The 25,802-nt window shown below is 66.9% G+C and carries 24 protein-coding genes and 1 pseudogene; 17 read left to right on the top strand and 8 right to left on the bottom strand.

Going from position 1 to position 25,802, the window contains the following annotated elements:
• Positions 1–80: 80 nt before the first annotated feature.
• The 3 genes from ACMGRF_RS15680 to ACMGRF_RS15670 form a co-directional block, all read right to left on the bottom strand.
• On the bottom strand, positions 81–884 hold the full coding sequence (locus ACMGRF_RS15680; protein WP_049411075.1) for an SDR family oxidoreductase: 804 nt from the start codon (positions 882–884) through the stop codon (positions 81–83).
• A complete protein-coding gene (locus ACMGRF_RS15675) occupies positions 881–1,447 on the bottom strand; it encodes a DUF1415 domain-containing protein (protein WP_049411072.1) in 567 nt (188 codons plus the stop codon). The genes ACMGRF_RS15680 and ACMGRF_RS15675 overlap by 4 nt, the downstream gene beginning before the upstream one ends.
• Before the next feature lie 100 nt (positions 1,448–1,547).
• Entirely contained in the window at positions 1,548–2,030 is a 483-nt protein-coding gene (locus tag ACMGRF_RS15670) for a YajQ family cyclic di-GMP-binding protein (protein WP_049411069.1), read from the bottom strand.
• Positions 2,031–2,150: 120 nt separating this feature from the next.
• Between ACMGRF_RS15670 and ACMGRF_RS15665 the strand changes: the two genes are divergently transcribed.
• From ACMGRF_RS15665 to ACMGRF_RS15650, 4 genes and pseudogenes are all read left to right on the top strand, one after another.
• The gene (locus ACMGRF_RS15665; protein ID WP_049438994.1) at positions 2,151–3,047 is read left to right on the top strand and encodes a DMT family transporter; all 897 of its coding nucleotides are present in this window, start codon (positions 2,151–2,153) and stop codon (positions 3,045–3,047) included.
• 192 nt (positions 3,048–3,239) lie between these two features.
• On the top strand, positions 3,240–4,247 hold the full coding sequence (locus ACMGRF_RS15660; RefSeq protein WP_414485377.1) for a methionine ABC transporter ATP-binding protein: 1,008 nt from the start codon (positions 3,240–3,242) through the stop codon (positions 4,245–4,247).
• Positions 4,244–4,933: a methionine ABC transporter permease gene (locus ACMGRF_RS15655; protein ID WP_111096772.1), complete on the top strand. Its 690-nt coding sequence runs from the start codon at positions 4,244–4,246 to the stop codon at positions 4,931–4,933. Before ACMGRF_RS15660 ends, ACMGRF_RS15655 begins: the two co-directional genes overlap by 4 nt.
• A gap of 133 nt (positions 4,934–5,066) precedes the next feature.
• Positions 5,067–5,204: pseudogene (locus ACMGRF_RS15650) on the top strand (metal ABC transporter permease); the annotation flags it as partial.
• Positions 5,205–5,299: 95 nt separating this feature from the next.
• Here ACMGRF_RS15650 and ACMGRF_RS15645 read toward each other — a convergent pair.
• A complete protein-coding gene (locus ACMGRF_RS15645; protein WP_414485376.1) occupies positions 5,300–5,899 on the bottom strand; it encodes a lipocalin family protein in 600 nt (199 codons plus the stop codon).
• A 128-nt stretch (positions 5,900–6,027) separates the two neighbouring features.
• Between ACMGRF_RS15645 and ACMGRF_RS15640 the strand changes: the two genes are divergently transcribed.
• Positions 6,028–6,327 carry a hypothetical protein gene (locus ACMGRF_RS15640; protein WP_049414374.1) on the top strand — a complete coding sequence of 100 codons (300 nt, stop codon included), beginning with the start codon at positions 6,028–6,030 and terminating at the stop codon, positions 6,325–6,327.
• 69 nt (positions 6,328–6,396) lie between these two features.
• Positions 6,397–8,493, top strand: coding sequence for a prolyl oligopeptidase family serine peptidase (locus ACMGRF_RS15635; RefSeq protein WP_414485375.1), 2,097 nt, complete (start codon positions 6,397–6,399; stop codon positions 8,491–8,493).
• Between the two features lie 74 nt (positions 8,494–8,567).
• Here the strand turns inward: ACMGRF_RS15635 and ACMGRF_RS15630 are convergent, their stop codons facing one another.
• The gene (locus ACMGRF_RS15630; protein WP_134709719.1) at positions 8,568–9,761 is read right to left on the bottom strand and encodes a pyridoxal phosphate-dependent aminotransferase; all 1,194 of its coding nucleotides are present in this window, start codon (positions 9,759–9,761) and stop codon (positions 8,568–8,570) included.
• 206 nt (positions 9,762–9,967) lie between these two features.
• Here ACMGRF_RS15630 and ACMGRF_RS15625 point away from each other — a divergent pair, with 206 nt between their 5' ends.
• The 8 genes from ACMGRF_RS15625 (at position 9,968) to hslU (ending at position 17,459) form a co-directional block, all read left to right on the top strand.
• Complete coding sequence (locus ACMGRF_RS15625) at positions 9,968–12,079, top strand: S9 family peptidase (RefSeq protein ID WP_099485379.1); 2,112 nt, start codon at positions 9,968–9,970, stop codon at positions 12,077–12,079.
• Between the two features lie 54 nt (positions 12,080–12,133).
• Complete coding sequence (locus tag ACMGRF_RS15620) at positions 12,134–12,562, top strand: YbaN family protein (RefSeq protein WP_049414370.1); 429 nt, start codon at positions 12,134–12,136, stop codon at positions 12,560–12,562.
• Between the two features lie 82 nt (positions 12,563–12,644).
• Positions 12,645–12,917: an LPS translocon maturation chaperone LptM gene (lptM, locus tag ACMGRF_RS15615; protein WP_061479704.1), complete on the top strand. Its 273-nt coding sequence runs from the start codon at positions 12,645–12,647 to the stop codon at positions 12,915–12,917.
• Positions 12,910–13,761, top strand: a complete 852-nt coding sequence (gene dapF, locus ACMGRF_RS15610; protein WP_049414367.1) for a diaminopimelate epimerase — start codon at positions 12,910–12,912, stop codon at positions 13,759–13,761. Before lptM ends, dapF begins: the two co-directional genes overlap by 8 nt.
• Positions 13,758–14,432: a DUF484 family protein gene (locus tag ACMGRF_RS15605; protein WP_049414366.1), complete on the top strand. Its 675-nt coding sequence runs from the start codon at positions 13,758–13,760 to the stop codon at positions 14,430–14,432. Before dapF ends, ACMGRF_RS15605 begins: the two co-directional genes overlap by 4 nt.
• Before the next feature lie 16 nt (positions 14,433–14,448).
• On the top strand, positions 14,449–15,345 hold the full coding sequence (xerC, locus tag ACMGRF_RS15600; RefSeq protein WP_049438989.1) for a tyrosine recombinase XerC: 897 nt from the start codon (positions 14,449–14,451) through the stop codon (positions 15,343–15,345).
• An 85-nt stretch (positions 15,346–15,430) separates the two neighbouring features.
• Positions 15,431–15,982, top strand: coding sequence for an ATP-dependent protease subunit HslV (gene hslV, locus ACMGRF_RS15595; protein WP_005411093.1), 552 nt, complete (start codon positions 15,431–15,433; stop codon positions 15,980–15,982).
• 103 nt (positions 15,983–16,085) lie between these two features.
• A complete protein-coding gene (gene hslU, locus ACMGRF_RS15590) occupies positions 16,086–17,459 on the top strand; it encodes an ATP-dependent protease ATPase subunit HslU (protein ID WP_049438988.1) in 1,374 nt (457 codons plus the stop codon).
• A gap of 96 nt (positions 17,460–17,555) precedes the next feature.
• Here the strand turns inward: hslU and ACMGRF_RS15585 are convergent, their stop codons facing one another.
• Both ACMGRF_RS15585 and smeT read right to left on the bottom strand, forming a co-directional pair.
• The gene (locus ACMGRF_RS15585) at positions 17,556–18,548 is read right to left on the bottom strand and encodes a Gfo/Idh/MocA family protein (protein WP_414485374.1); all 993 of its coding nucleotides are present in this window, start codon (positions 18,546–18,548) and stop codon (positions 17,556–17,558) included.
• Positions 18,549–18,593: 45 nt separating this feature from the next.
• A complete protein-coding gene (gene smeT, locus ACMGRF_RS15580; protein ID WP_049414358.1) occupies positions 18,594–19,253 on the bottom strand; it encodes an efflux transporter SmeDEF transcriptional repressor SmeT in 660 nt (219 codons plus the stop codon).
• Positions 19,254–19,460: 207 nt separating this feature from the next.
• Between smeT and smeD the strand changes: the two genes are divergently transcribed.
• From smeD to smeF, 3 genes are all read left to right on the top strand, one after another.
• Complete coding sequence (gene smeD, locus ACMGRF_RS15575) at positions 19,461–20,645, top strand: multidrug efflux RND transporter periplasmic adaptor subunit SmeD (protein ID WP_049438986.1); 1,185 nt, start codon at positions 19,461–19,463, stop codon at positions 20,643–20,645.
• Between the two features lie 12 nt (positions 20,646–20,657).
• The gene (smeE, locus tag ACMGRF_RS15570) at positions 20,658–23,780 is read left to right on the top strand and encodes a multidrug efflux RND transporter permease subunit SmeE (RefSeq protein WP_100478785.1); all 3,123 of its coding nucleotides are present in this window, start codon (positions 20,658–20,660) and stop codon (positions 23,778–23,780) included.
• 91 nt (positions 23,781–23,871) lie between these two features.
• The gene (gene smeF / locus ACMGRF_RS15565; RefSeq protein ID WP_141653560.1) at positions 23,872–25,272 is read left to right on the top strand and encodes a multidrug efflux RND transporter outer membrane subunit SmeF; all 1,401 of its coding nucleotides are present in this window, start codon (positions 23,872–23,874) and stop codon (positions 25,270–25,272) included.
• An 83-nt stretch (positions 25,273–25,355) separates the two neighbouring features.
• Here smeF and ACMGRF_RS15560 read toward each other — a convergent pair whose 3' ends face one another.
• A complete protein-coding gene (locus ACMGRF_RS15560) occupies positions 25,356–25,778 on the bottom strand; it encodes a low affinity iron permease family protein (RefSeq protein ID WP_049415548.1) in 423 nt (140 codons plus the stop codon).
• Positions 25,779–25,802: the final 24 nt, after the last annotated feature.

Here is a 25,802-nt window from a genome sequence, read left to right as displayed (position 1 = left end):
TGGTTGGCACTTCACCGCCATCCACGCATGGCGTGGACCTACCGGAATGCCGGCCAGCGGCCGGCACTACCGGTGGCGGGTCATTCGGCGTAGATCATCTTCCGGGTCATGCCGCCGTCGACGATGAAATCCTGGCCGGTGCTGAAACCGGACAGTGATGACAGCAGGTACACGGCCAACGCACCGATGTCCTCCGGCTGGCCGACGCGGCCGACCGGGTGTTGCGCATGGTCGGTGGCCGAATACTCCGGCGCGTGTCGCCGTGAGGGTGCCTGCCACTCGCAGGTGCCGATCCAACCCGGACTGATGCTGTTCACCCGCACCGCCGGGCCGCTGCTGATCGCCAGCGCATGGGTGAATGCCACCAGTCCGCCCTTGGCTGCGGCATAGGCTTCGCTGTGTGCTTCGGATTGCCAGGCGCGGGTCGAGGCGATGTTGATGATCGCACCGGCGGCGCTGGCGGTCAGCGCGGGCAACGCATGCTTGCTGCACAGGAACGCGCCGTGCAGCGAAGACAGCCGGCGCTGCCACTCGTCCCAGTCCATGTCCTGCAGCAGCGTGCCGTGCGGGCTGGCAATCCCCGCGTTGTTGACCAGCCCGTCGATGCGGCCGAAACGCTGCAGGGCCACGGCGATGAAGGCGCGCACGCTGGCTTCGTCGGTGATGTCCAGGCGCTGGAACACGGCGTCCTCACCACGCTGCCATTCCGCCAGGCACGCCTCGCCGGCCTCCACGTCGAGGTCGCCGATCAACACGCGGCCACCGGCGCCGAGCACGGCCTGCGCGATGCCACGGCCGATGCCGTTGGCGCCGCCGGTGACCAGCACCACCTTGCCCGACAGCGGCGCGGCCGGCCAAGTGGCAATCGGCGGCACCGTGCTCACGACAGGTCTTCGCCACGCAGGCGGCGATGCCAGCCGTCCACGCCGATGCGGTCCAGGGTCTGGATGTTGCGCTCGACGATCACGTCCGGATCCGGATAGACGTCCACCGCGCGCGCCACGCTGTCTTCGCGCAGCAGGTGCAGGGTGGGGAAGGGGGAGCGGTTGGTGTAGTTGCTGGCATCGTCCGCCGCCACGCCTTCGAACTGGTAGTCCGGGTGGAAGCTGGCCACCTGCAGGATGCCCTGCAGGTCCAGCGCCTCGATCGCCGCGTCGGCGTTGTCGAGGAAGTCGTTGTAGTCGAGGAAGTCGGTCAGCACCTGCGGGTGCACGATCAGCGTCGTGTCGATCTGCTCGGCCGGCGTATCGCGCAGCAGGACCAGTTCCTCGGCCAACTGCTCGACCAGCGCTTCCGGCGTGGTCGCATCACTCAGCACGATCCGGACCTGGTCCTTCACGTAGACCGCCTTGGCGAACGGGCACAGGTTCAGGCCGATGACGATGCGTTCCAGCCACAGGCGGGTGGCGGCGATCGGGTCCTCGGTGGGCAGTTGGGCGTCGGTCATGGCGGGCACGTCGGCTGGCGGGGCGGACATTGTAGGCGCGTCGCTTGCAACGCGCCGTCGTACCGCAGGTGCCGGCGCCGGGCCCTGCCCGGCGGCCAGATCAATCGCGGAAATTGTTGAACTGCAGGGGCAGCTCGAACTTGCCGGCCTTGAGCACCGCGATGGCGTCCTGCAGGTCATCGCGCTTCTTGCCCTGCACGCGCAGCTTGTCGCCGTTGATCTGGCTTTCAACCTTCAGCTTGGCCTCCTTCAGTGCAGCGGCGATCTTCTTGGCGACCTTCTGCTCGATGCCCTGCTTGACGGTGATCTTCTGCCGGGCCTGGGCCAGGTTGGTCTCGATGTCGCCGAATTCGAGGCTGAGCACATCGATGCCGCGCGCGGCCAGGCGTGCACGCAGGATGTCGTTCATCTGCTTGAGCTGGAATTCGGTCGGCGCGAACTGGTTGATCACATCGCCATCGCGTTCGAACTTGGCATCCACGCCCTTGAAATCGAAGCGGGTGGCCAGTTCGCGGTTGGCCTGGTCGATGGCGTTGGTCAGTTCGTGGGTGTCGACTTCGGACACGACGTCGAAGGAAGGCATGGGCGATGCTCCGCAGGATTCAGTGGCAGCCATTCTATCGCGAGGACCCCATGCCCGCCCTTTGTAGAACCGAGCGTGGGTTCGGCTCTACAGAAAGCGACGACCGGGCGATAATGGGCCATGAACGTGCAACGCTCCCCCTCGCGCGCAGTGGCCTGGATGGTCGCTGCGGTCGCCTGCTTCTCGCTGATGGATGCTGGCATGAAGCAGCTGTCGGCCAGCTATCCCACGCTGGAAGTAACCTTCCTGCGCGGCGCGGCCTCGTTGCCGTTCGTGCTGGTCTGGGTGCTGGCCAGCGCCGGGCCGCGTTCGCTGGTGCCGCGCCGCTGGGGGCTGCACCTGCTGCGTGGTGCGCTGGGCATGGCGATGATCGGCTGCTTCGTGTTCGCGCTGCGCGACCTGCCGCTGTCCACTGCCTACACCATCTATTTCGTTGCCCCGCTGCTGATTGCCGCATTGTCGGTGCCGCTGCTGGGCGAGCGGGTCGGGCCACGGCGCTGGGTCGCCATCGGTATCGGCCTGGTCGGCGTGCTGGTGGTGCTGCGGCCGGGCGTCGATGGCTTCATCTCGGTGCCGGGGCTGATGGTGCTGGCCGCGGCCACCGCTTACGCCATTGCGGCGATCACGGTCAGCCTGCTGACCCGCACCGATACCTCGCAGTCGATGGTGGTCTGGTTCCTGGTGATCATGGCCATCGGTGCCGGCCTGCTGGCCCTTCCCGGCTGGGTGCCGCTGCAACTGGCGCATGCGCCGCTGATTGCCGGCATGGGCCTGGCCGGGGCACTGGGCCAGATCGCACTGACCAAGGCCTTCCAGCTGGGCGAGGCCTCGATGATCGCGCCGTTGGAGTACAGCGGGCTGGTCTGGGTGATCGGTTGGGACCTGGCCTTCTGGGGTCAGCTGCCCGATGGCTATACCTGGGTGGGCGCGGCGATCATCGTGGCTTCGGGGCTTTACCTGCTGCACCGTGAGCGGGTGAACCGGCAGGAGCCGCCGAAGCCGTTGGACCACCCCTGAGCCGGGGTAGGGTCGGCCGGCAACCCCTTGCGCCGGAGGCACTGCTGCAGGTGCCGGCCAGCGGCCGGCACTACCGTGGGCAGCGGCTTAGAACCAAAAGGAATAACATTCTGGCCCATGGCGCGGGCGCGCGACCGCCTGCGCTGGTAGGCTGCACGCCCCCTTCCGTCACCCAGCCGGTGAGCCACGCCCGTGATCGAGTTCCAGCGCCTGCACAAATCCTATGCCGTTGCCGGCCGCGAGATCAGCGCGCTGCAACCGTTGGACCTGACCATCGAGGCCGGTGAGGTTTTCGGCATCATCGGCCATTCCGGCGCCGGCAAGTCGACCCTGATCCGCATGATCAACCGCCTGGAAGAACCCAGCGGTGGCCGGCTGCTGATCGGTGGCGAGGATGTCACCGCGCTGGACGCGGACGGCCTGCGCGCGCTGCGCCGGCGCATCGGCATGATCTTCCAGCACTTCAACCTGCTGTCCTCGCGCACGGTGGCGGGCAATGTCGCCTTCCCGCTGGAACTGGCCGGCACGCTGAAGACGGAAATCGACGCGCGCGTGGCCGAGCTGCTGCAGACCGTGGGCCTGGAAGCGCATGCGCAGAAGTATCCGGCGCAGCTGTCCGGTGGCCAGAAGCAGCGCGTCGGTATCGCCCGCGCACTGGCGACCCGTCCGCAGATCCTGCTGTGCGACGAGGCCACCAGTGCGCTCGACCCGCAGACCACCGCTTCGGTGCTGTCGCTGCTGTCAAAGATCAATCGCGAGCTCGGCCTGACCATCGTGCTGATCACCCATGAGATGGACGTGATCCGCCGTGTCTGCGACCGCGTTGCGGTGCTCGATGCCGGCCAGATGGTCGAAACCGGTCCGGTCACCCGGGTGTTCCTGCACCCGCAGCATCCGACCACGCGCCGTTTCGTCAGTGAGTCGGAGCATGTGGACGAGGGGGCGCTGCACCGTGATTTCGATGCCGTTGGCGGCCGTATCGTGCGCCTGACCTTCCTCGGTGGCGACACCTATGAACCCCTGCTCGGCAGCGTCGCGCGGCAGACCGGGGTTGACTACAACATCCTGTCCGGTCGTATCGACCGGATCAAGGACACCCCGTATGGCCAGCTGGTGGTCGCCCTGGTGGGCGGCGACCAGTCCGCCGCGCAGGCTGCCTTCGTGGCCGCCGGCGTGCACGTCGAGGAGCTGCGTCGATGATCATTGCTGCTGCTGGCGGCTTCTTCCGCCACCTGGATGCGGGCAAGTGGGCCGACATCGGCCAGGCCACCCTCGACACCCTGCTGATGCTGCTCGGTTCGCTGCCGCTGACCCTCGCCATCGGCCTGCCGCTGGGCGTGCTGCTGTACCTGTTCGGCGCACCACAGATGAAGCGGAGGCCGTTCGCCTATGGCGCGCTGGCACTGGTGGTGAACCTGTTGCGCTCGGTGCCCTTCATCATCCTGATGATCGTGCTGATCCCGGTCACGTTGTTCCTGATGGGAACCTCGCTGGGCGTGCGCGGCGCGATCGTACCGCTGGTGATCGGCGCCGCGCCGTTCTACGCGCGCCTGGTCGAGACCGCGCTGCGCGAAGTGGATCGAGGCGTCATCGAGGCGACCCAGGCGATGGGCGCCACCACCTGGCAGCTGGTCACCCGCGTGCTGCTGCCGGAAGCGCGTCCCGGCCTGATCGCCGGTGCCACCGTCACCACCGTGGCCCTGATCGGCTTCACCGCGATGGGCGGTGCGATCGGCTCGGGCGGCCTTGGCGACCTGGCGTTCCGCGACGGCTACCAGCGTTCGCACACCGACGTCGCCCTGGTCACCGTGGTCCTGCTGCTGGTGCTGGTGCAGCTGCTGCAGATGCTCGGCGACCGCCTGGTCGCGCATTACAGCCGCAGATAGCAGAATGCCGGGCGGCAGCCGGCCAGCGGCCGGCTCTACCCGATTGCCGGGAAAAAACGGTAGTGCCGGCCGCTGGCCGGCAATTCCACGTGCGGTCAACGCGCGTTCGGTACTTCGTAGCCCAGCTTGCCGAGGCGACCTGGCGTTCCGCGATGGTTACCAGCGTTCGCACACCGACATCGCCCTGGTCACCGTGGTCCTGCTGCTGCGGGTGCTGGTGATGGCGCAGCTGCTCGGCGACCGCCTGGTCGCGCATTACAGCCGCAGATAGCAGAATGCCGGGCGGCAGCCGGCCAGCGGCTGGCTCTACCCGATTGCCGGGAAAAAACGGTAGTGCCGGCCGCTGGCCGGCAATTCCACGTGCGGTCAACGCGCGTTCGGTACTTCGTAGCCCAGCTTGCCGACCTGTTCCGGATGCTGCGGCACGCGCTTGAGCTTGTCGGTGTTCACGCCGTACTCGTCGCGCAGGCGCTCGGCCAGCTCCTTGTACAGGGCTTTGTCCATGTCCGGCGTGCGCGAGAAGATCCAGGCCATCTCCCGGCCCGGGTAGCCGATCAGTGCCCACGAATAGTCCGGGGCGACGTCCAGCACCCGAGAGTGGGTCGGCACCACGCGGTAGAACCAGGTGCGCCAGCCGTGGTTGCCGCTGTCCGGGTCGACGCTGGCGCGTGCGCGGATCTCCTGCAGGGGTTCGCCGAAGCCGTCGCGGTAGCGGTAGGTGATGCCGACCTTGTGCTCATCGCGCAACTCGTACTCGTTGACGCTGGCGACGTGCCCGCGTTCGATGAAGTTCGGCACGCGGCCGATCACGTACCAGGTGCCCATGAAGCGCTTGAGGTCGATCGGGGCATCCGGATCGGCGCGCGGGGTGCTGGCACGGGGCGATGGCGGCTCACCGACCGCCATGGCGGGGCCCGCCAGGGACAGGGCCAGCAACACGGCGCAGAGCGGGCGGATCGAAGTCATGCGGGAGCGGGCTCAGGAGGGCTTTGCCTGAGCATGGTCGACTGAGCGTGCGCGATCCGTCAATGGTGTCGCAATCTGTGAGAAGGGGCTTGCCCAAGCTGTGTTGCATTGTCTACCGGAGAAGGCCCATGAACACGCGTTCCGTCCGTCACCCTGCAACTGAACGCATCATCGAACGCGCCGACCCGCGCCTGCTGCGTGGCGTGCGGCAACTGGCGCTGGCCGGACTGGCGCTGGTACTGGTCTGGCCAGCGGCACGTGGCAGCAGCGTGTGGTTGGGCTGGCTGCCGATGTGGCTGATCGGCATGCCGCTCGCGGCCTGGTGGGCGCTGCTGCGCTTCCCGCTGCCGCGCCTGTCGGGGTTGCCGAAGGTGCGGCGTACCGGTGGACAGGCGCGGCGGCGGCGCGGCCCGGCGGCCACGGCCTGACCTTCGACACGGGGGAGGCCACGACATTCCGTGCTAGCGTTCCACGGCTTATGACTGCCTGGAGCTGCAATGTCACGACTCGCTTCCGCCTGCCTGCTGGCCGGCATGATGACCGCTGCCTCGGTGGGGACCGCCGTGGCCGCTGAAGATACCGACCGCTACGCCTGGCTGGAGGACGTCACCGGCGACAAGCCGCTGTCCTGGGTCAAGGAACAGAATGCCAAGTCCGAGGCGCGCCTGGCGCAGACCCCGGCCTTCAAGCAGATGGAGACCCGCATCCGCGAGGTGCTCGACTCCGATGCCAAGATTCCCGGCGTGCAGAAGATCGGTGACTACTACTACAACTTCTGGAAGGACCAGCAGCACGAGCGCGGCCTGTGGCGGCGCACCACCCTGGCCGAGTACCGCAAGGCCTCGCCGCAGTGGGAGACCGTGCTCGACCTGGATGCACTGAACAAGGCCGAGGGTGAGAACTGGGTCTGGCACGGCGCCGATTGCCTGCGCCCGGACTACAGCCGTTGCCTGATCGCGTTGTCGCGCGGCGGCGCCGATGCCGACGTCACCCGCGAATTCGACCTGGCCAACAAGACCTGGATCAAGGACGGCTTCTTCCGTCCGGAGTCGAAGGGGGGCCTCAACTGGGTCGATCGCGACACCGTGTTCGTCTACACCGATTTCGGTGCCGGCACGATGACCACGTCCGGCTATCCGCGCGTGGCCAAGCTGTGGAAGCGCGGCACGCCGATGGCCTCGGCCACCGTGGTGTACGAAGGCAAGCCGGAGGACATGTACATCGCGGCGATGCACGATGACACCCCGGGCTTCGAGCGCAACCTGGTCAGCCGCACGCTGGCGTTCTACAACAACGAACTCTACCTGCGTGGCGACGACGGCACGCTGACCAAGATCGACGCGCCGAATTCGGCCGAGAAGGGCCTGCACAAGCAGTGGCTGACCCTGGAGCTGCGCGACCCGTGGACCGTGGGCGGCAAGACCTACGCGTCCGGTTCGCTGTTGGCGACCAAGCTGGACGACTTCCTGGCCGGCAAGCGCGACTTCGAGGTGCTGTTCACCCCGACCGCGACCACCTCGCTGGCCAGCGCCACCTGGACCAGGAGCCACCTGGTGCTGAACGTGCTGGACGACGTCAAGAACCGCCTGTCGGTGCTGACCCCGGGCGCCAATGGCTGGCAGACCAGCCGCTTCGTCGGCGCACCTGCCTTCGGCACGCTGGGCGTGGCTGCAGTGGACAGCAATGACAGCGACGCAGTGTGGCTGACCGCCACCGACTACCTGACCCCGACCACGCTGGCGCTGGCCGAGATCGGCCAGGCCCCGGAAACACTGAAGACCATGCCGGCCTTCTTCGACGCCAAGGGCAAGGTGATCGAGCAGCACTTCGCCACCAGCAAGGACGGCACCCGCGTGCCGTACTTCGTGGTGCACGACAGGGCGATGAAGCTCGATGGCTCCAATCCGACGTTGCTGTACGGCTACGGTGGCTTCGAGATCTCGCTGACCCCGAGCTATTCCGGTGGCATGGGCCGCGCCTGGCTGGAGAAGGGCGGTGTGTATGTGGTCGCCAACATCCGCGGCGGCGGCGAGTACGGCCCGCGCTGGCACCAGGCGGCGCTGAAGCAGAACCGCCACAAGGCCTACGAAGACATGGCCGCGGTGGCGCGGGACCTGGTCAAGCGCAAGATCACCAGCGCCAAGCACCTGGGCGTTCAGGGCGGCAGCAACGGTGGCCTGCTGACCGGCAACATGCTGACCCAGTACCCGGAGCTGTTCGGTGCGGTGGTGGTGCAGGTGCCGCTGCTGGACATGAAGCGCTACAGCCACCTGCTGGCCGGTGCCTCGTGGATGGCCGAGTACGGCAACCCGGATACCAGTGACTGGGAGTTCATCAAGACCTTCTCGCCGTACCACCTGTTCAACGCGAAGAAGAACTACCCGCCGGTGCTGTTCACGACCTCGACCCGCGACGACCGCGTGCACCCGGGCCATGCCCGCAAGATGGCGGCGAAGATGATCGACGCCGGCAAGGACGTGACCTACTACGAGAACATCGAAGGGGGTCACGGCGGCGCCGCCAACAATGCGCAGGCCGCGCACATGTCGGCACTGGCCTACAGCTTCCTGTGGGAGCGGTTGGGCGGCAAGTAAGCAGAACGGAAAACGCCGCCTCAGGGCGGCGTTTTTCATTATCCGGTAGTGCCGGCCGCTGGCCGGCACCGCCGTCAGCGTGATCCCTGCCAGCGCTTCAATCCGCGCGCAATCCGCGCCACCGCCTCCTGCAATCGCGGCACCTCCTGGGTATAGGCCAGGCGCACGTGCTGGTTGGCGCGATGGAAGCCGAAATCCAGGCCCGGGGTGAACGCCACGTGCTCGGTTTCCAGGAAGTGGGCGCAGAACGCCTGCGCATCGTCGGTGAAGGCGCTGACGTCGGCGTACAGGTAGAACGCGCCCTGTGGCTCGACTTCGATACGGAAGCCCAGCTCGCGCAGTGCCGGCAGCAGGAAGTCGCGGCGCTGGCGGAACGCGTCGCGGCGCTGCTCGAAGATCGCCATCGATTCTTCGCTGAAGCAGGCGAGCGCGGCGTGCTGGGCGATGCTTGACGCGCTGATGTACAGGTTCTGCGCCAGCTTCTCCAGATCCGGTACTGCGGACGGCGGCGCCACCAGCCAGCCCAGCCGCCACCCGGTCATGCCGAAGTACTTGGAGAAGCTGTTGAGCACGAACGCGCTGTCGTCCACCTGCAGCACGCTGGGCGCATCCAGGCCATAGGTCAGGCCGTGGTAGATCTCGTCCACCACCAGGTGACCACCACGCGCGTGCAGGGTCTTCGACAGTGCCGCCAGCTCGGCGGCGGAAAGCACGGTGCCGGTCGGGTTGGCCGGCGAGGCGACCAGCGCGCCGACGCTGTCGGCATTCCAGTGCTGTTCCACCAGTGACGGGGTCAGCTGGTAGGCGGTCTCCGGCCCGACCGGTACCAGTTGCGCACCGCCTTCCACCAGGCGCAGGAAGTGGCGGTTGCACGGATAGCCGGGGTCGGCCAGCAGCCAGTGGCGGCCGGGATCGACCAGCAGGCTGCTGGCCAGCAGCAGCGCACCGGACCCACCCGGGGTGACCAGGATGCGTTCAGGATCGATGTCCAGACCGTAGTGGCTGCGGTAGAAACCGCTGATCGCCTGGCGCAGCGCCGGCAGGCCACGCGCGGCGGTGTAGCGGGTGTGGCCGGCGGCCAGTGCGGCCTGGCCGGCCCGCACGACCGGTTCGGCGGTAGTGAAGTCCGGCTCGCCGATTTCCAGGTGGATCACATCGTGGCCGGCCTGTTCCAGCGCCTGCGCGCGGGCCAGCAGGGACATCACGTGGAACGGGGCGATTTCATGGCTGCGCCGGCTGTAGCCCGGCGGGTGGGGCAGGGTACTCATGTGCCCATGGTACGCCGCGCGTCGGGGTCATGCGTTCTGGTAGTGCCGGCCGCCGGCCCGCATTCCGACCGTCTCCGGGTTCGTGAGGTTGCCGGCCGGCGGCCGGCACTACCCCATGACGATCCGCAGGGTTGCCCGCAACCCTCCTGCAACCCAGACTCGGGCACAAGGACGCCATTGCATTGCAGTTCAAGGAACCCTACTTCATGAAGTCCACCCTCTGCCTGTTGCTCGCCAGCCTGATGACCACGACTGCTACCGCCGCCACTCCGCCCGTTCCGCCGGATGCCGCCAGGCATCCGCATGTGGTCAAGGCGCCGTTCGGCGCGACCCGCAACGATGACTATTACTGGCTGCGCGACGACAAGCGCGAGAACAAGGACATGCTGGCCTACCTGCAGGCCGAGAATGCCTACGCGGACCAGGTGCTGGCGCCGCTCAAGCCGCTCGAAGACACCCTGTACAAGGAGATCGTCGGCCGCATCAAGCAGGATGATTCCAGCGTGCCGGCGCGCGAGCGCGGCTACTGGTATTACAGCCGCTTCGAGACCGGCCAGGACTACCCCATCCACGCGCGCCGCAAGGGCAGCATGGAGGCCGCCGAGGAGATCCTGCTGGACGTCAACGCCATGGCCGCTGGCAAGGGGTATTTCAGCGTCGGCTCGATGGAGGTCAGCCAGGACAACCAGTTGCTGGCCTGGGCCGATGATGATGTCGGCCGCCGCCAGTACACGATCCGCTTCAAGGATCTGGCCACCGGCAAGGTGCTGCCCGATGTGATCACCGGCAGCTCCGGCGACCTGGTCTGGGCCGACGACAACCGCACCGTGCTGTACGTCGAGAACGATCCGGAAACGCTGCTGACCGTGCGGGTGAAAAAGCACGTGCTGGGCACCCCGGTCAGCGCCGACACCGTGGTCTACGAAGAGAAGGACGACAGCTTCTACATGGGCATCGGCCGCACCCGCGACGATCGTTTCATCACCATCGGCGTGCACAGCACCGTGTCCTCGGAAGAGCGCTACGCACCGGCCAGCGATCCGACCACCTTCACCGTGCTGGCCCCGCGCCAGCGTGACGTCGAGTACGACGCCGACCACTACGACGGCCGCTGGGTGATCCGCACCAACGACGGTGCGAAGAACTTCAAGCTGGTCACCGCACCGACCGATGCCACCTCGCGTGCGCAGTGGAAGGACTGGATCGCGCATGACGATGCGGTGTTCATCGAAGGCTTCGAGCTGTTCGACAGCTACACCGCCATCGCCGAACGTTCCGAGGGCCTGGAGCGCATCCGCCTGCTGTTCAAGGATGGCCGCAGCGACTACGTGAAGGCGGACGAGCCGGCGTACTCGATGGGCCTGGGGGACAACACCGAGGCCGATACGCCGTGGCTGCGCTACGTCTACACCTCGATGACCACCCCGACCACCGTGTTCGAACTGAACACCGCCACCGGCGAGCGCCGCCAGCTGAAGGTGCAGCCGGTGATCGGCTATGACGCCTCGAAGTACGAAACCGACCGCGTCTGGATCACCGCGCGCGATGGCGTGAAGGTGCCGGTGTCGCTGGTCTACCGCAAGGGCTACCAGAAGGATGGCAAGGGCGCGCTGTTCCAGTACGCCTATGGCAGCTATGGCATGTCGATGGATCCGTACTTCAACCAGACCGCGGTGAGCCTGCTCGACCGCGGCGTAGTGTATGCCATTGCCCATATCCGCGGTGGCCAGGAAATGGGCCGCGACTGGTACGAGAACGGCAAGCTGCTGCACAAGCAGAACACCTTCAACGACTTCATCGACGTCACCCGCGGCCTGGTCGCACAGGGCTGGGCGGCGAAGGATCGCGTCGCCGCGTCCGGCGGCAGTGCCGGTGGCCTGCTGATGGGTGCGGTGGCCAACCAGGCCCCGCAGGATTACCGGGTGATGGTGGCGCAGGTCCCGTTCGTCGACGTGGTCACCACCATGCTCGACCCGACCATTCCGCTGACCACCAACGAGTACGACGAGTGGGGCAACCCGGAACAGAAACAGTATTACGATTACATGCTGTCCTACTCCCCCTACGACAACGTGAAGCAGCAGGCCTACCCGGCGCTGTTCGTGGGCACCGGACTGTGGGATTCGCAGGTGCAGTACTGGGAGCCGGCCAAGTGGGTGGCCAGGCTGCGTGATGACAACACCGGCCACCACCCGATCCTGTTCCGCACCAACATGGAAGCCGGGCATGGTGGCAAGTCCGGGCGCTTCCAGCGCTACCGCGAGCTGTCCGAGTCGTACGCGTTCGTGCTGCAGCAGCTGGGCATCGCCCAGCCGTAACGGCGAAGGGGTGCCGGGCGTTGCCGGGCACCCCGAACCGTTATCCTTGCGGCCATGAGCCTGCCCGAGCCCACCGCGTCCCGCGATACCGCCACGCCACCGCGCGTGGTGCGATTCCGCTGGGCGTGGTGGCTGCTGGCCTACGTCAGCCTGGGCACCGGCATCGTCGGCATCTTCGTGCCGGGCCTTCCGACCACCGTATTCATCCTGATCTCGGCGTGGGCTGCATCACGTGGGTCCGAACGCCTGCACACCTGGCTGCTGCAGCACCCGCGCTTCGGCCCGGCCATCGCCAACTGGCAGGCACACGGGGCGGTCAGCCGCCATGGCAAGTGGATGGCCACGATCACCATGGCGGTGTGTGCCGCCATCATGCTGTGGTGCGTGCCGATCGCCTGGGTGAAGTGGTTCTCGATCGGCAGCATGACCGTGGTCGCAATCTGGCTGTGGACGCGGCCGTTGCCGCCACCGCCCGCGGATTGAGCGCCGGCGGTAGTGCCGGCCGCTGGCCGGCAACCCGATTCCCTGCACCAACCGCTCAGCCGCCAATGGCTATACTCGGGGCATGAAGATCCCCCATCGAAACGCCATCCTGATTCCGCTGGCAGCGGCCTCGCTGCTGCTCCTCGCCGCCTGCGGCAACAAGGGCCCGCTGGTACTGCCGCAGAAGCCGGTGCCAGTGGAAGAAACCGTCGAACCCGCTGCCGAGCCCGCCACCGAGGCGACCCCGGCGGAGGCCCAGGGTGCCGTTGCCCCGGCCACGACTGTCGACCCGGCTGCAACGACCACCCAGCCGGCACCCGCGCCAGCGAAGAAGGCGGGCAGCGGGAATGAGTAAGGCCGGTTCCAGGGCCCTGCGCTTCAGCAAGATGCATGGCGCGGGCAATGATTTCGTAGTGATCGACCTGCGTGACGGCACTGCGCCGCCCACGCCTGAACTGGCCGCGCGCCTGGCCGACCGCCACACCGGCGTCGGCTGCGATCAGATCCTGACCATCGAGGCGCCGCGTGCGGAAGGCTCGGTGGCCTCGTACCGCATCTGGAATGCCGACGGTTCCAATTCCGAGCAGTGCGGCAATGGCGCGCGCTGCATCGCGGCCTGGCTGGTGCGCGAGGGCAGCGCGCAGGGCGATGCGTTCGTCATCGACAGCCCGCTGGCCAGCCATGAGGTGAAGGCGCTGGGCGAAGGGCAGTTTGCGGTGACGATGGGCGTGCCTGCTTTCGAGCCGGCCAACGTGCCTCTGATGGGTTTCGCCCACCCGCGCGAGGAATACCTGCTGCCGCTGCAGGGCGAGAGCGTACGCTTCGCCGCAGTGTCGATGGGCAACCCGCATGCGGTGATCGAAGTCGGCCTGATCGATGCCGCTCCGGTTGAACGCGTGGGTTCGCTGCTGCAGCAGCACGCGTCGTTTCCGCGCTCGGTGAACGTGGGCTTCGCCCAGGTGATGGGCCCGGCGCACGCCCGCCTGCGCGTGTTCGAGCGCGGTGTCGGCGAGACCCTGGCCTGCGGCAGTGGCGCCTGCGCCGCCGCCGTGACCCTGATGCAGCGCGGCCGCCTGCAGCGCGATGCGCGCATCAGCCTGCCCGGAGGTGACCTGCGCATCCAGTGGCCGGGCGATGGCCAGCCGGTGGTGATGGCGGGCCCGACCGCATTCGTCTTCGAAGGGGAGTGGATGGCATGAGCGAAACCGTCGACAAGCTCGGGGCCCATGAAGTCGCTGCCTGGTTGCGGCGTCATCCCGGCTTCCTCAAGCAGTTCCCGGACCTGGCCCTGACCCTGGTGGTGCCGCGCGATGACGGCCCGACCGCATCGCTGGCCAGCTACCAGCTGGAAGTGCTGCGCGAGAAGAACCGCGAGCTGGCACGACGGCTGGCCGACCTGGGCGCGACCGCCCAGGTCAATGAACGCCTTGCGGTGCGCACGCACCAGCTGACCCTGGCACTGATGAAGCAGGACAACGCGGCCGATACCCTGCGCGCGATGGCCGCATCGCTGCAGGAAGACTTCGCCGGCGACCTGGTGCGGCTGGTGGTGCATGCGCCGGTGGCCGGGCTGGAACAGGCCGACTGGTTGCAGGTGATTGCTGCCGATGATCCGCAACTGGGCCCGTTCCGTGATTGCCTGAACGACGGCGAGCCGATCTGCGGCCGCCTGCAGCCGGAAAAGAATGCCGTCCTGTACGGCGTGCGCAGCGAGGAAGTGCAGACCACCGCACTGCTGCCGTTGCCGGGCGTCGGCCTGATCGCAGTCGGCAGCCACGACCCGAACCGCTTCTACCCGGGCATGGGCACGCTGTTCCTGCGCATGATGGGCGACGCCCTGGCCACTGGCCTGAAGCGCTTCCACGACTGAGCAGGACCGGACGACGATGAGCGCGGTACAGGCCTTCCTGCAGCACCTGCAGGTGGAGCGGCGGATGTCGGCGCATACGCTTGACGCCTACCGCCGCGACCTGGACGCGCTAGCGGTCTGGGCCGAACCGCGTGGCGTGGCGGTGGAGGCGCTCGATGCCGATGCGTTGCGCCAGTTCGTCGCCGACGAGCATCGCCGCGGCCTGTCGGCCAAGAGCCTGCAGCGCCGCCTGTCGGCCTGCCGCAGCTTCTATGCCTGGCTGCTCAAGCACGGCCGCATCGAGGTCAGCCCTGCAGCGACGCTGAAGGCACCGCGCGCACCGCGCCGATTGCCGCAGGTGCTCGATGCCGACGAAGCCGTACAGCTGGTCGAGCTGGAGCCGGAAGGTGAGCTCGGCCGCCGTGACCGCGCGCTGCTGGAACTGTTCTATTCCTCCGGCCTGCGCCTGAGCGAAGTCTGCGCGCTGACCTGGCGCGACCTGGATTTCGACAGCGGGCTGGTCAACGTGCTGGGCAAGGGCAACCGCCAGCGCCGGGTGCCGTTCGGCCGGCCGGCACGCGAAGCGCTGCAGGCGTGGCGCGCGGAAAGTGGCGGTGGTCCGGCATCGCCGGTGTTCCCCGGTCGCAACGGGCCGATCAGCCAGCGTGCGGTGCAGATCCGCATCCGCCAGCTGGCGCAGCGCCAGGGCCTGTTCAAGCACGTGCATCCGCACATGCTGCGGCACAGTTTTGCCAGCCACATCTTGGAATCGTCCGGCGACCTGCGTGGTGTGCAGGAGCTGCTGGGCCATGCCGACATCGCCACCACGCAGATCTATACCCACCTCGATTTCCAGCACCTGGCCAAGGTCTACGACGCCGCGCATCCGCGCGCCAAGCGCCGACGCAGCAACGAGGGCAGCGGAGAAAGCTGAACGTTGCCCCTGCGTCAGCCGGTCGCGGGTGGCTTGAAGGGCGCAGCGCAGTCCCCACCTCTGGTTCTGTCACCCCGGAGGCATCATGGACCCCAGTCAGAACCCCAACGTTTTCCACGCCACCACCATCGTCTGCGTCCGTCGCGGCGAGCACGTGGCCATTGCCGGCGACGGCCAGGTCACGCTGGGCCACACCGTGATGAAGGGCAACGCGCGCAAGGTGCGCCGCCTTGGCCGCGACGGCCAGGTGCTGGCCGGTTTCGCCGGTGCCGCCGCCGATGCCTTCACCCTGTTCGAGCTGTTCGAGGCCAAGCTGGAAAAGCACGGCCAGCTGCAGCGCGCTGCGGTCGAGCTGGCCAAGGATTGGCGCACCGAGCGCCGCCTGGGCAAGCTCGAAGCCCTGCTGGCAGTGGCTGACAAGGAAACCTCGCTGATCATCAGCGGCACCGGCGATGTGATCGAGCCGGAGGACGGCATCATCGCCATCGGCTCCGGTGGTTCCTATGCACTGTCGGCCGCGCGCGCGTTGATGGCGCACACCGAACTGGATGCACGCACCATCGCCAGTGAAGCGATCGGCATCGCCGGCGACATCTGCATTTACACCAACCGCAACGTGGTGGTCGAGGAACTGTGAGGGTAGCGCCGGCCGCTGGCCGGCGACCTCATGATCCCCCGCACGCGTGCCTGGTTGCCGGCCAACGGCCGGCACTACCGACAAAGAATCCGTGAGCACATCCATGTCGAAGATCGAAGTTTCCTCCGCCACCATGACCCCGCGCGAGATCGTGCAGGAACTGGACCGGCACATCGTGGGCCAGCACGACGCCAAGCGCGCGGTGGCCATCGCCCTGCGCAACCGCTGGCGTCGCATGCAGCTGCCGGCGGAGCTGCGCAATGAAGTGATGCCGAAGAACATCCTGATGATCGGCCCGACCGGTGTCGGCAAGACCGAGATCGCGCGCCGCCTGGCCACGCTGGCCAACGCACCGTTCGTGAAGGTCGAAGCCACCCGCTTCACCGAAGTCGGCTACGTCGGCAAGGACGTCGAACAGATCATCCGTGACTTGGCCGACACCGCGGTCAAGCTCTATCGCGAACAGGCCAAGGTGCGCGTGCGTACCCAGGCCGAAGAACGCGCCGAAGACCGCATCCTCGATGCGCTGCTGCCGCGTCGTAGCGGCGGCATCGGTTTCGATCCGGAAGTCGCCCGCAACGAACCGTCGGCGCAGGACAACGAGACCCGCATCAAGTTCCGCAAGATGCTGCGCAACGGTGAGCTGGACGAGCGCGAGATCGAGCTCGACCTGGCGGCCAATGTCAGCATGGACATCATGACCCCGCCGGGCATGGAGGAAATGGGCCAGCAGCTGAAGTCGATGTTCGCCAATCTCGGCGGCGGCGCGAAGGCGCACAAGCGCACGCTGACCATCAAGGCCGCGCGCCCGCTGCTGATCGAGGAAGAAGCCGGCAAGCTGGTCAACGAGGATGACATCCGTACTGCTGCAATCGAGGCGTGCGAGCAGCACGGCATCGTCTTCATCGATGAGATCGACAAGGTCGCCAAGCGTGGTGACAACGTGGGCGGTGGCGACGTGTCCCGCGAAGGCGTGCAGCGCGACCTGCTGCCGCTGGTGGAAGGCTCCAACGTGTCCACCAAGTACGGCACGATCAAGACCGACCACATCCTGTTCATCGCGTCGGGCGCGTTCCACCTGGCCAAGCCCAGCGACCTGATTCCGGAGCTGCAGGGCCGCTTCCCGATCCGCGTGGAACTGGGGGCGCTGAGCAAGGGTGATTTCGTGCGTATCCTGACCGAGCCGAAGGCTGCGCTGACCAAGCAGTACGAAGCGTTGCTGGCCACCGAGGGCGTCAAGGTCAGTTTCACCGCCGATGCCATCGAGCGCCTGGCCGAGATCGCGTTCCAGGTGAACGAGCGCCAGGAAAACATCGGCGCGCGCCGCCTGCATACCGTGCTGGAGCGCCTGCTGGATTCGCTCAGCTACGAGGCACCGGACCGCGATGGCGAAACCCTGGCCATCGACAAAGCCTACGTCGATGCACACCTGGGCGAGCTGGTGCAGGACCCGGACCTGAGCCGCTACATCCTGTAACGCCCGATCCGGTCGGATCCCTCGCCGTGGCGAGGGCTCTGCCCCCACTCGCTGCAACGCAAAAGGCCGCCGCAGGGCGGCCTTCTGCGTTGGCGCTCAGCACGATTGCCGGGCGCGGTACGCCTGCAGTACCTGGTCGATCACTGCACTGGTGCGAGCAGCGCTGATGCCGTTCGAGGGCGAGTGCCCGTTGCCGCGCAGTTCGTCCACGAGAGAGGCGATCAACGGTTGCTGGATCGACGACGGGTTGGGGATGTCGAACGTCTGCACGCCGGCTTCGGTCTCCAGCACCACCGGAACATCCTCGAAGGTGGCAAAGCGCAGCTGCCCGCGGTCGCCGGTGATCTCGATCTCATCCTGGCGGCGGAACGCGCAGAAGCTCCATTGCGCGATGCCGTGCGCGCCCGCTCCAGTGCGGAAGCACATTGAAACGCTGTCCTCGGCGGCGTAAGCGCCGGCCAACGAACTGGCCAGGCCGCGCACATCGCTCAGCGGACCCAGTAGATGATCGAGCAGGTCCAAGGTGTGCGAGCCCAGATCGACGAACAGCCCGCCGCCGGAGATCGCGGGATTGGTCCGCCAGAAGTCCGGCGATGCGGCATCCACCGAATGCGGCCGATGCAGGGTGGCGCGAACGCTGCGCGGTGTACCGATCGCGCCGCTGTCCAGCAGCAGCTTCGCCTGCGCGAATCGGGGCAGGGCGCGGCGGTAGTAGGCGACGAACACGGGCACACCACGGCGTGCACTGGCTTCCAGGATGCGCTCGCATTCGCCATGGTCCATTGCCATCGGCTTTTCGATGTAGACCGGCTTGCCTGCGGCAATCGCCTGCAATGCGTACTGCATGTGCGTGGAGGGCGGCGTGGCGACGTACACCGCGTTCACGTCCGGATCGGCGATCAGCGCGTCGGCATCCGTGTACCAGCGTGGCACCGCGTGGCGCCGCGCATAGTCTTCGGCCAATGCGGCATTGCGGCGCATGACCGCCGCCACCCGTGAGCCCGGTGTGCTGGCCAGGGCGGGGCCGCTCTTCTTCTCGGTGACGCTGCCGCAGCCGATGAAGCCCCACACCACGTTGTCCAGGATCATGGGTCTGTCCTCACATTGGGGCTGCGGTGGCGGCAGCGACCCCGCTCATGCCTCGGGCAGCGGCTCGGGCACGGTGCCGGGAACGAACACGCCGTCCTTTACGTAGGCGGCCAGGGTCATGTCCAGTGCGAGCATGCCATCGCGCTTGAGGTCCATCAGATCCGGTTCGACCATCGCACCGTGCAGTACGCCCAGCACGGTGGCGTGCAGCATGCGTGCGGCGATCTTCGGGTCTGCACCCTCGCGCAGCTGGCCCAGGTCCTTGGCACGGCGCAGGGCACGTTCCATCCGGTCCAGGCCATCGCGGAAACCGGCCTGCTGCAGTTCGGTCAGCACCCTGGTATCAGCCGACGCATCGCTGCGCAGCATGATCTCCATGGTCTTGCGCAGGCGCTCGTCCTCGGACAGTTCGATGAACGAGTGGATCATCACCGCGCGCAGGTCGTGCACCGGCGTGTCGCGCTGGTCGGTCGAGGTGCGCTCCAGCTCCTGCATGAAAGGCAGATGCACGCGCTCGACGATCGCGGCCAGCACCTCGCTCTTGTTCTTGAAGTGCCAGTAGACCGCACCGCGGGTATAGCCGGCGCGGGCACCGATCATCTCCAGCGTGGTACGGGCCACGCCGTGTTCATGGAAGCAGGCTTCGGCGGCGTCAAGGATGCCTTCCCGGGTTGCCTGGGTGTCCTCTTTGGTCTTGCGGGCCATGGATGGGTACGAGTGCGGGTGAAACGTGGCTGAATTGTACCGGTTTACAAACAAACAAGCATGTATGTATATTTCGCTCCCATCATTCCCGTCGTGTGCGTGGCAGGCCGGTCCGGCTCCCACTCCCCGCTGGTGAGCGTTGCCTGCTGGCGCTTTCGGCCTGTATCAGCGCGATTTGAGATTCCTTCCCCTATGAGCCTTTCCGTCATGTTGCTGAGCCGAATCCGACCCTTTGCACTGTCGCTGGCGATCGCCGCGACCGTGGCTGCCTGCGGCGGCCAACCCCAGGCCCCCGAGCAGGGCCCGGGTGACGTCACTGTGGTCACGCTGAAGTCCGAGACCGTGGGCCTGACTCGCGAACTGCCGGGCCGTACCAACGCCTTCCTGGTCGCCGAAGTGCGGCCGCAGGTCAACGGCATCGTCGCCAAGCGCCTGTTCACCGAAGGTGGCATGGTCAAGGCCGGCGAGCCGCTGTACCAGATCGAGGACGCCAGCTACCGCGCCCAGGCCAACAGTGCCCGCGCCCAGCTGGCCCGCGCCGAGGCCACCGCCAATGCCGCCCGGCTGAGCGCCAAGCGCATCACCGAGCTGGCCAAGGTCGATGCGGTCAGCCAGCAGGACCTGGAAAATGCCGTGGCCGCGCAGAAGCAGGCCGAGGCGGATGTCGGTGCCGCGAAGGCATCGCTGGACGCGGCCAACGTCACCCTGGGCTACGCCCGCATCACCGCGCCGATCAGCGGCCGCATCGGCAAGTCCAGCGTCACCCAGGGTGCGCTGGTCAGCGCCGGCCAGGCCAATGCACTGGCAACGGTGCAGCAGCTGGATCCGATCTATGTCGACCTGACCCAGTCCTCGGCCGAGCTGCTGCAGCTGCGCCGCGAACTGGCCGCCGGCCGCCTGCAGGACAACCAGACCCTGCCGGTCAGCATCCTGATGGAAGACGGCAGCACCTTCGAGCACAAGGGCACGCTGGAGTTCTCCGAAGTCAGCGTCGATCCGGCCACCGGCAGCTTCGGCCTGCGCGTGAAGGTGGACAACCCGGACGGCCTGCTGATGCCGGGCATGTACGTGCGTGCGGTGATCGGCGGCGGCGTGCGCAGTGATGCAGTGCTGGTGCCGATGCAGGGCATCGCCCGCGATCCGAAGGGCGACACCACGGCGATGGTGGTCGGCAAGGACAACAAGGTCGAAGTACGCCCGGTCAAGGTCAGCCGCACGGTCGGCGACAAGTGGCTGGTCGAGGAGGGCCTGAAGGCCGGTGACAAGGTCATCGTCGAAGGCCTGCAGAAGATCGGCCCCGGCATGCCGGTCAAGGCCACCGAAAAGGGCGACGCACCGGCCAAGCCGGCGGCCGTCGCCCAGCCTGCCGCCCCGGCCGGCGACGCGAAGTAAGCGGAGAACCCCATGGCACGCTTTTTCATCGATCGACCCATCTTCGCGTGGGTGATCGCCATCATCATCATGCTCGCCGGCGGCCTGGCCCTGTTCAAGCTGCCGGTCTCGATGTACCCCAACGTCGCGCCGCCGGCGGTGGAGATCAGCGCCACCTACCCGGGTGCATCGGCCAAGGTGGTCGAAGACTCGGTGACGCAGATCATCGAGCAGAACATGAAGGGCCTTGATGGCCTGATCTACTTCTCCTCCAACAGCTCGTCCAACGGCCAGGCCACCATCACCCTGACCTTCGAGAGCGGCACCAACCCGGACATCGCCCAGGTGCAGGTGCAGAACAAGCTGCAGCTGGCCATGCCGCTGCTGCCGCAGGAAGTGCAGCGGCAGGGCATCAACGTGGCCAAGTCCAGCTCGGGCTTCCTGAACGTCATCGCGTTCGTGTCCGAGAACGGCAGCATGGACGCCAACGATATCGCCGACTACGTCGGTTCCAATGTCGTCGACCGCCTCAGCCGTGTGCCGGGCGTGGGCAACATCCAGGTATTCGGTGGCAAGTACGCCATGCGCATCTGGCTGGACCCGAACAAGCTGCATACCTATGGCCTGTCCGTCGCGGAAGTGACTGCGGCGATCAAGGCGCAGAATGCCCAGGTGGCGATCGGCCAGCTCGGCGGTGCGCCGTCGGTGAAGGGCCAGCAGCTCAACGCCACCATCAACGCGCAGTCGCGCCTGCAGACCCCGGAACAGTTCCGCAACATCATCGTGCGCGGCGCGCAGGACGGTGCCGAGCTGCGCCTGGGTGATGTCGCCCGCGTCGAACTGGGGGCCGAGTCCTACGACTTCGTCACCCGCTACAACGGCCAGCCGGCCAGCGGCCTGGCGGTCACCCTGGCCACCGGCGCCAACGCGCTGGATACCGCTGCCGGCGTGGACGCTGCGCTGGAAGACATGAAGAGCTTCTTCCCGGCCGGGCTGAAGGCCGAGATCCCGTACGACACCACCCCGTTCGTGCGCGTGTCGATCAAGGGCGTGGTGCAGACCCTGCTCGAAGCGATCGTGCTGGTGTTCGTGGTGATGTACCTGTTCCTGCAGAACTTCCGCGCCACCCTGATCCCGACCATCGCCGTGCCGGTGGTGCTGCTGGGTACCTTCGGCGTGCTGGCGATGCTGGGCTTCTCGGTGAACATGCTGACCATGTTCGCGATGGTGCTGGCGATCGGTCTGCTGGTGGACGATGCCATCGTGGTGGTGGAGAACGTCGAGCGCATCATGTCCGAGGAAGGACTGTCGCCGCTTGAAGCGACCCGCAAGTCGATGGGCCAGATCACCGGTGCGCTGGTGGGTATCGGCCTGGTGCTGTCGGCGGTGTTCGTGCCGATGGCCTTCATGAGCGGCTCCACCGGCGTGATCTACCGGCAGTTCTCGGCCACGATTGTCTCTGCAATGGCGTTGTCGGTGCTGGTGGCGATCGTGCTGACGCCGGCACTGTGCGCGACCATGCTCAAGCCGCTGAAGAAGGGCGAGCATCATGTTGCCCACCGCGGCCTGGCCGGTCGCTTCTTCAACGGTTTCAACCGTGGCTTCGACCGCACCAGCGAAAGTTACCAGCGTGGTGTGCGCGGCATCATCCATCGTCCGTGGCGCTTCATGGGCATCGTGGCGGCACTGTTCGTGCTGATGGGCGTGCTGTTCGTGCGCCTGCCCAGCTCGTTCCTGCCCAACGAAGACCAGGGCGTGCTGATGGCGCTGGTGCAGGCCCCGGTCGGCGCCACCCAGGAGCGCACGCTGGAATCGATCGCGGCATTGGAGAACCACTTCCTGCAGAACGAGAAGGATGCGGTGGATTCGGTGTTCTCCGTGCAGGGCTTCAGCTTCGCCGGCATGGGCCAGAACGCCGGCATGGCGTTCGTCAAGCTGAAGGACTGGAGCGAGCGTGACGCCAACAATGGCGTGATGCCGATTACCGGTCGTGCGATGGCAGCCTTGGGCCAGATCAAGGATGCCTTCATCTTTGCCTTCCCGCCGCCGGCCATTCCGGAACTGGGTACTGCCTCGGGCTATACCTTCTTCCTGAAGGACAACAGCGGCCAGGGCCACGAGGCACTGGTGGCCGCACGCAACCAGCTGCTCGGCCTGGCCGCCGGCAGCAAGAAGCTGGCCAACGTGCGCCCGAACGGCCAGGAGGACACGCCGCAGTTCCGCATCGACATCGACGCGGCCAAGGCGACCTCGTTGGGGCTGTCGATCGACCAGATCAACGGCACGCTGGCCGCTGCGTGGGGCAGCTCGTACATCGATGACTTCGTCGATCGTGGCCGCGTCAAGCGCGTGTTCGTGCAGGCCGACCAGCCGTTCCGCATGGTCCCGGAGGACTTCGACCTCTGGTCCGTGAAGAACGACAAGGGCGAGATGGTGCCGTTCAGTGCATTCGCCACCAAGCACTGGGATTACGGTTCGCCGCGCCTGGAGCGCTACAACGGTGTGTCGGCAATGGAAATCCAGGGCGAGCCGGCCCCGGGCGTCGCCTCCGGTGATGCCATGGCCGAGATCGAACAGCTGGCCAAGCAACTGCCCGCGGGTTTCGGCATCGAATGGACGGCGATGTCCTACCAGGAACGCCAGGCCGGCTCGCAGACGCCGTTGCTGTACACGCTGTCGCTGATGATCGTGTTCCTGTGCCTGGCCGCGATGTACGAAAGCTGGAGCGTGCCGACCGCGGTGCTGCTGGCGGCCCCGCTGGGTATCCTCGGCGCGGTGCTGGCCAACACCTTCAAGGGCCTGGAGCGCGACATCTACTTCCAGGTGGCGATGCTGACCACGGTGGGCCTGACCAGCAAGAACGCGATCCTGATCGTCGAGTTCGCCAAGGAAAACCTGGAAAAGGGCGCCAGCCTGATCGAGTCGATCATGCACGCCGTGCGCGACCGCCTGCGTCCGATCGTGATGACCTCGCTGGCCTTCGGCATGGGCGTGGTACCGCTGGCGATCTCCACCGGTGCCGGCTCCGGCGCCAAGCAGGCGATCGGCACCGGCGTGCTCGGCGGCATGATCGTCGGCACCGTGCTCGGCGTGTTCTTCGTGCCGCTGTTCTTCGTGGTGGTGCAGCGCGTGTTCAAGCGCAAATCCGCGACGTAAGCGAAACGGCCATGCCGGCCTCAGGTTGGCGTTATCGAAACGGTAGTGCCGGCCGCTGGCCGGCATCGCCTCCTGCCATCCGGCAGTACCGATGGAAGTCATTCCCATGAAAAGTGCATCCCTGTTCCTTTCCATTGCCGCCGCGCTCGCGCTGGCCGGCTGCTCCACTCTGGTGCCGAAGAACACCGCCGTCGCTCCGGCAATTCCGGCGCAGTGGCCGGCCGAGGCTGTACAGGGCCAGGTGGCCGATGTCGCCGCCGTCGGCTGGCGCGACTTCTTCACCGATGCGCGCCTGCAGCAGGTGATCGAGCAGTCGCTGCAGAACAACCGAGACCTGCGCGTGGCCGTGCTCAACGTTGAACGCGCGCGCGGCCAGTACCGCGTACAGCGCGCCGACCGCGTGCCCGGCGTGGCCGTCACCGGCCAGATGCAGCGCCAAGGCACCGACGCCGGCGTCACCGAGCAGTTCACCGCCGGTGTCGGCGTGGCCGAGTTCGAGCTGGACCTGTTCGGCCGCGTGCGCAACCTCAGCGAAGCGGCACTGCAGCAGTATTTTGCCGTGGCTGCCAATCGTCGCAACGCGCAGCTGAGCCTGGTGGCCGAGACAGCGACGGCGTGGCTGACCTACGGTGCCGATGCCCAGCGTCTGAAGATCGCCGATGCCACGCTGAAGACCTACGAGGATTCGTTGCGCCTGGCCGAGGCCCGCCACGAGCGTGGCGGCAGTTCGGCGCTGGAACTGACCCAGACCCGCACGCTGGTCGAAACCGCGCGCACCGATGCCGCGCGCCTGCGTGGCCAGCTGGCCCAGGACCGCAACGCGCTGGCGCTGCTGGCGGGTGGCCAGTTGGATCCAGCGCTGCTGCCGGACGGCATCGAACCTCAGCTGCTGGCACTGGCGCCGCCGCCGGCCGGCCTGCCCAGCGATGTGCTGCTGCAGCGCCCGGACATCATGGCCGCCGAACACCAGCTGCTGGCCGCCAATGCCAACATCGGCGCGGCACGTGCCGCGTTCTTCCCGAGCATCTCGCTGACCGGCAGCATTGGCAGTGGCTCCAGCGAATTGTCCAGCCTGTTCGACAGCGGCACTCGCGTATGGAGTTTCCTGCCGAAGATCACCCTGCCGATCTTCCAGGGCGGCAAGCTGCGCGCCAACCTGGCCGTCGCCAACGCCGATCGTGATATCGCACTGGCGCAGTACGAGAAGTCGATCCAGGTGGGCTTCCGCGAAACCGCCGATGCGCTGGCGTTGAATGTCAGCCTGGATGAACAGGTGAGCTCACAGCAGCGCCTGGTGGAAGCGGCCGAACAGGCCAACCGCCTGTCGCAGGCACGCTACGACGCGGGGCTGGACAGCTTCGTGACCCTGCTGGACGCACGACGTACTGCCTACAACGCGCAGCAGACCCAGTTGCAGGCGCAGTTGGCCCAGCAGGCCAACCGCATCACCCTGTACAAGGTGCTGGGTGGTGGCTGGCACGAGCGCGGCTGAGAGAAAGCCGGCCAGCGGCCGGCTCTACCTGGACGGTCGTTGGTAGTGCCGGCCGCTGGCCGGCATTGTCATTCCGGGGCCCGCTACACCGCTTCATCGTCGCGCCGCGCCGTATGGCAGGCGCGAACGCGCGCCAGCGCATCGCCTGCTTCGCGGGCCATCTGCTCGTACTCGGCACGGATCTCTTCCAGGCGCGCTTCGTCCAGTTCTTCCAGATCCAGCAGTTCGTTGTTGGCTTCGGCCGTCGCCCGGATCAGCTCGTCCAGCTTGATCTGCATCGCGGCGGTGTCCGCGTTCTGCGTGTGCTGGATCAGGAACACCATCAGGAAGGTGATGATGGTGGTGCCGGTGTTGATCACCAGCTGCCAGGTGTCGTTGAAACCGAACACCGGACCACTGATGCCCCAGATCACCACGATCCCTACCGCGGCCAGGAAGGTCCACGGTGAGCCGGTGGCTGTCGCGGCCTTCTTGGCGATCGTATTGAACAGGTTGCGCGCTTTCATCGTCGTCGTGTTCCCACTCAGGTG

The sequence above is a fragment of the Stenotrophomonas sp. EMP41 genome, from assembly GCF_047495535.1.
GTDB classification, from domain to species: Bacteria; Pseudomonadota; Gammaproteobacteria; order Xanthomonadales; family Xanthomonadaceae; genus Stenotrophomonas; species Stenotrophomonas sepilia.
This window is presented reverse-complemented; position numbering and strand designations above follow the sequence as displayed.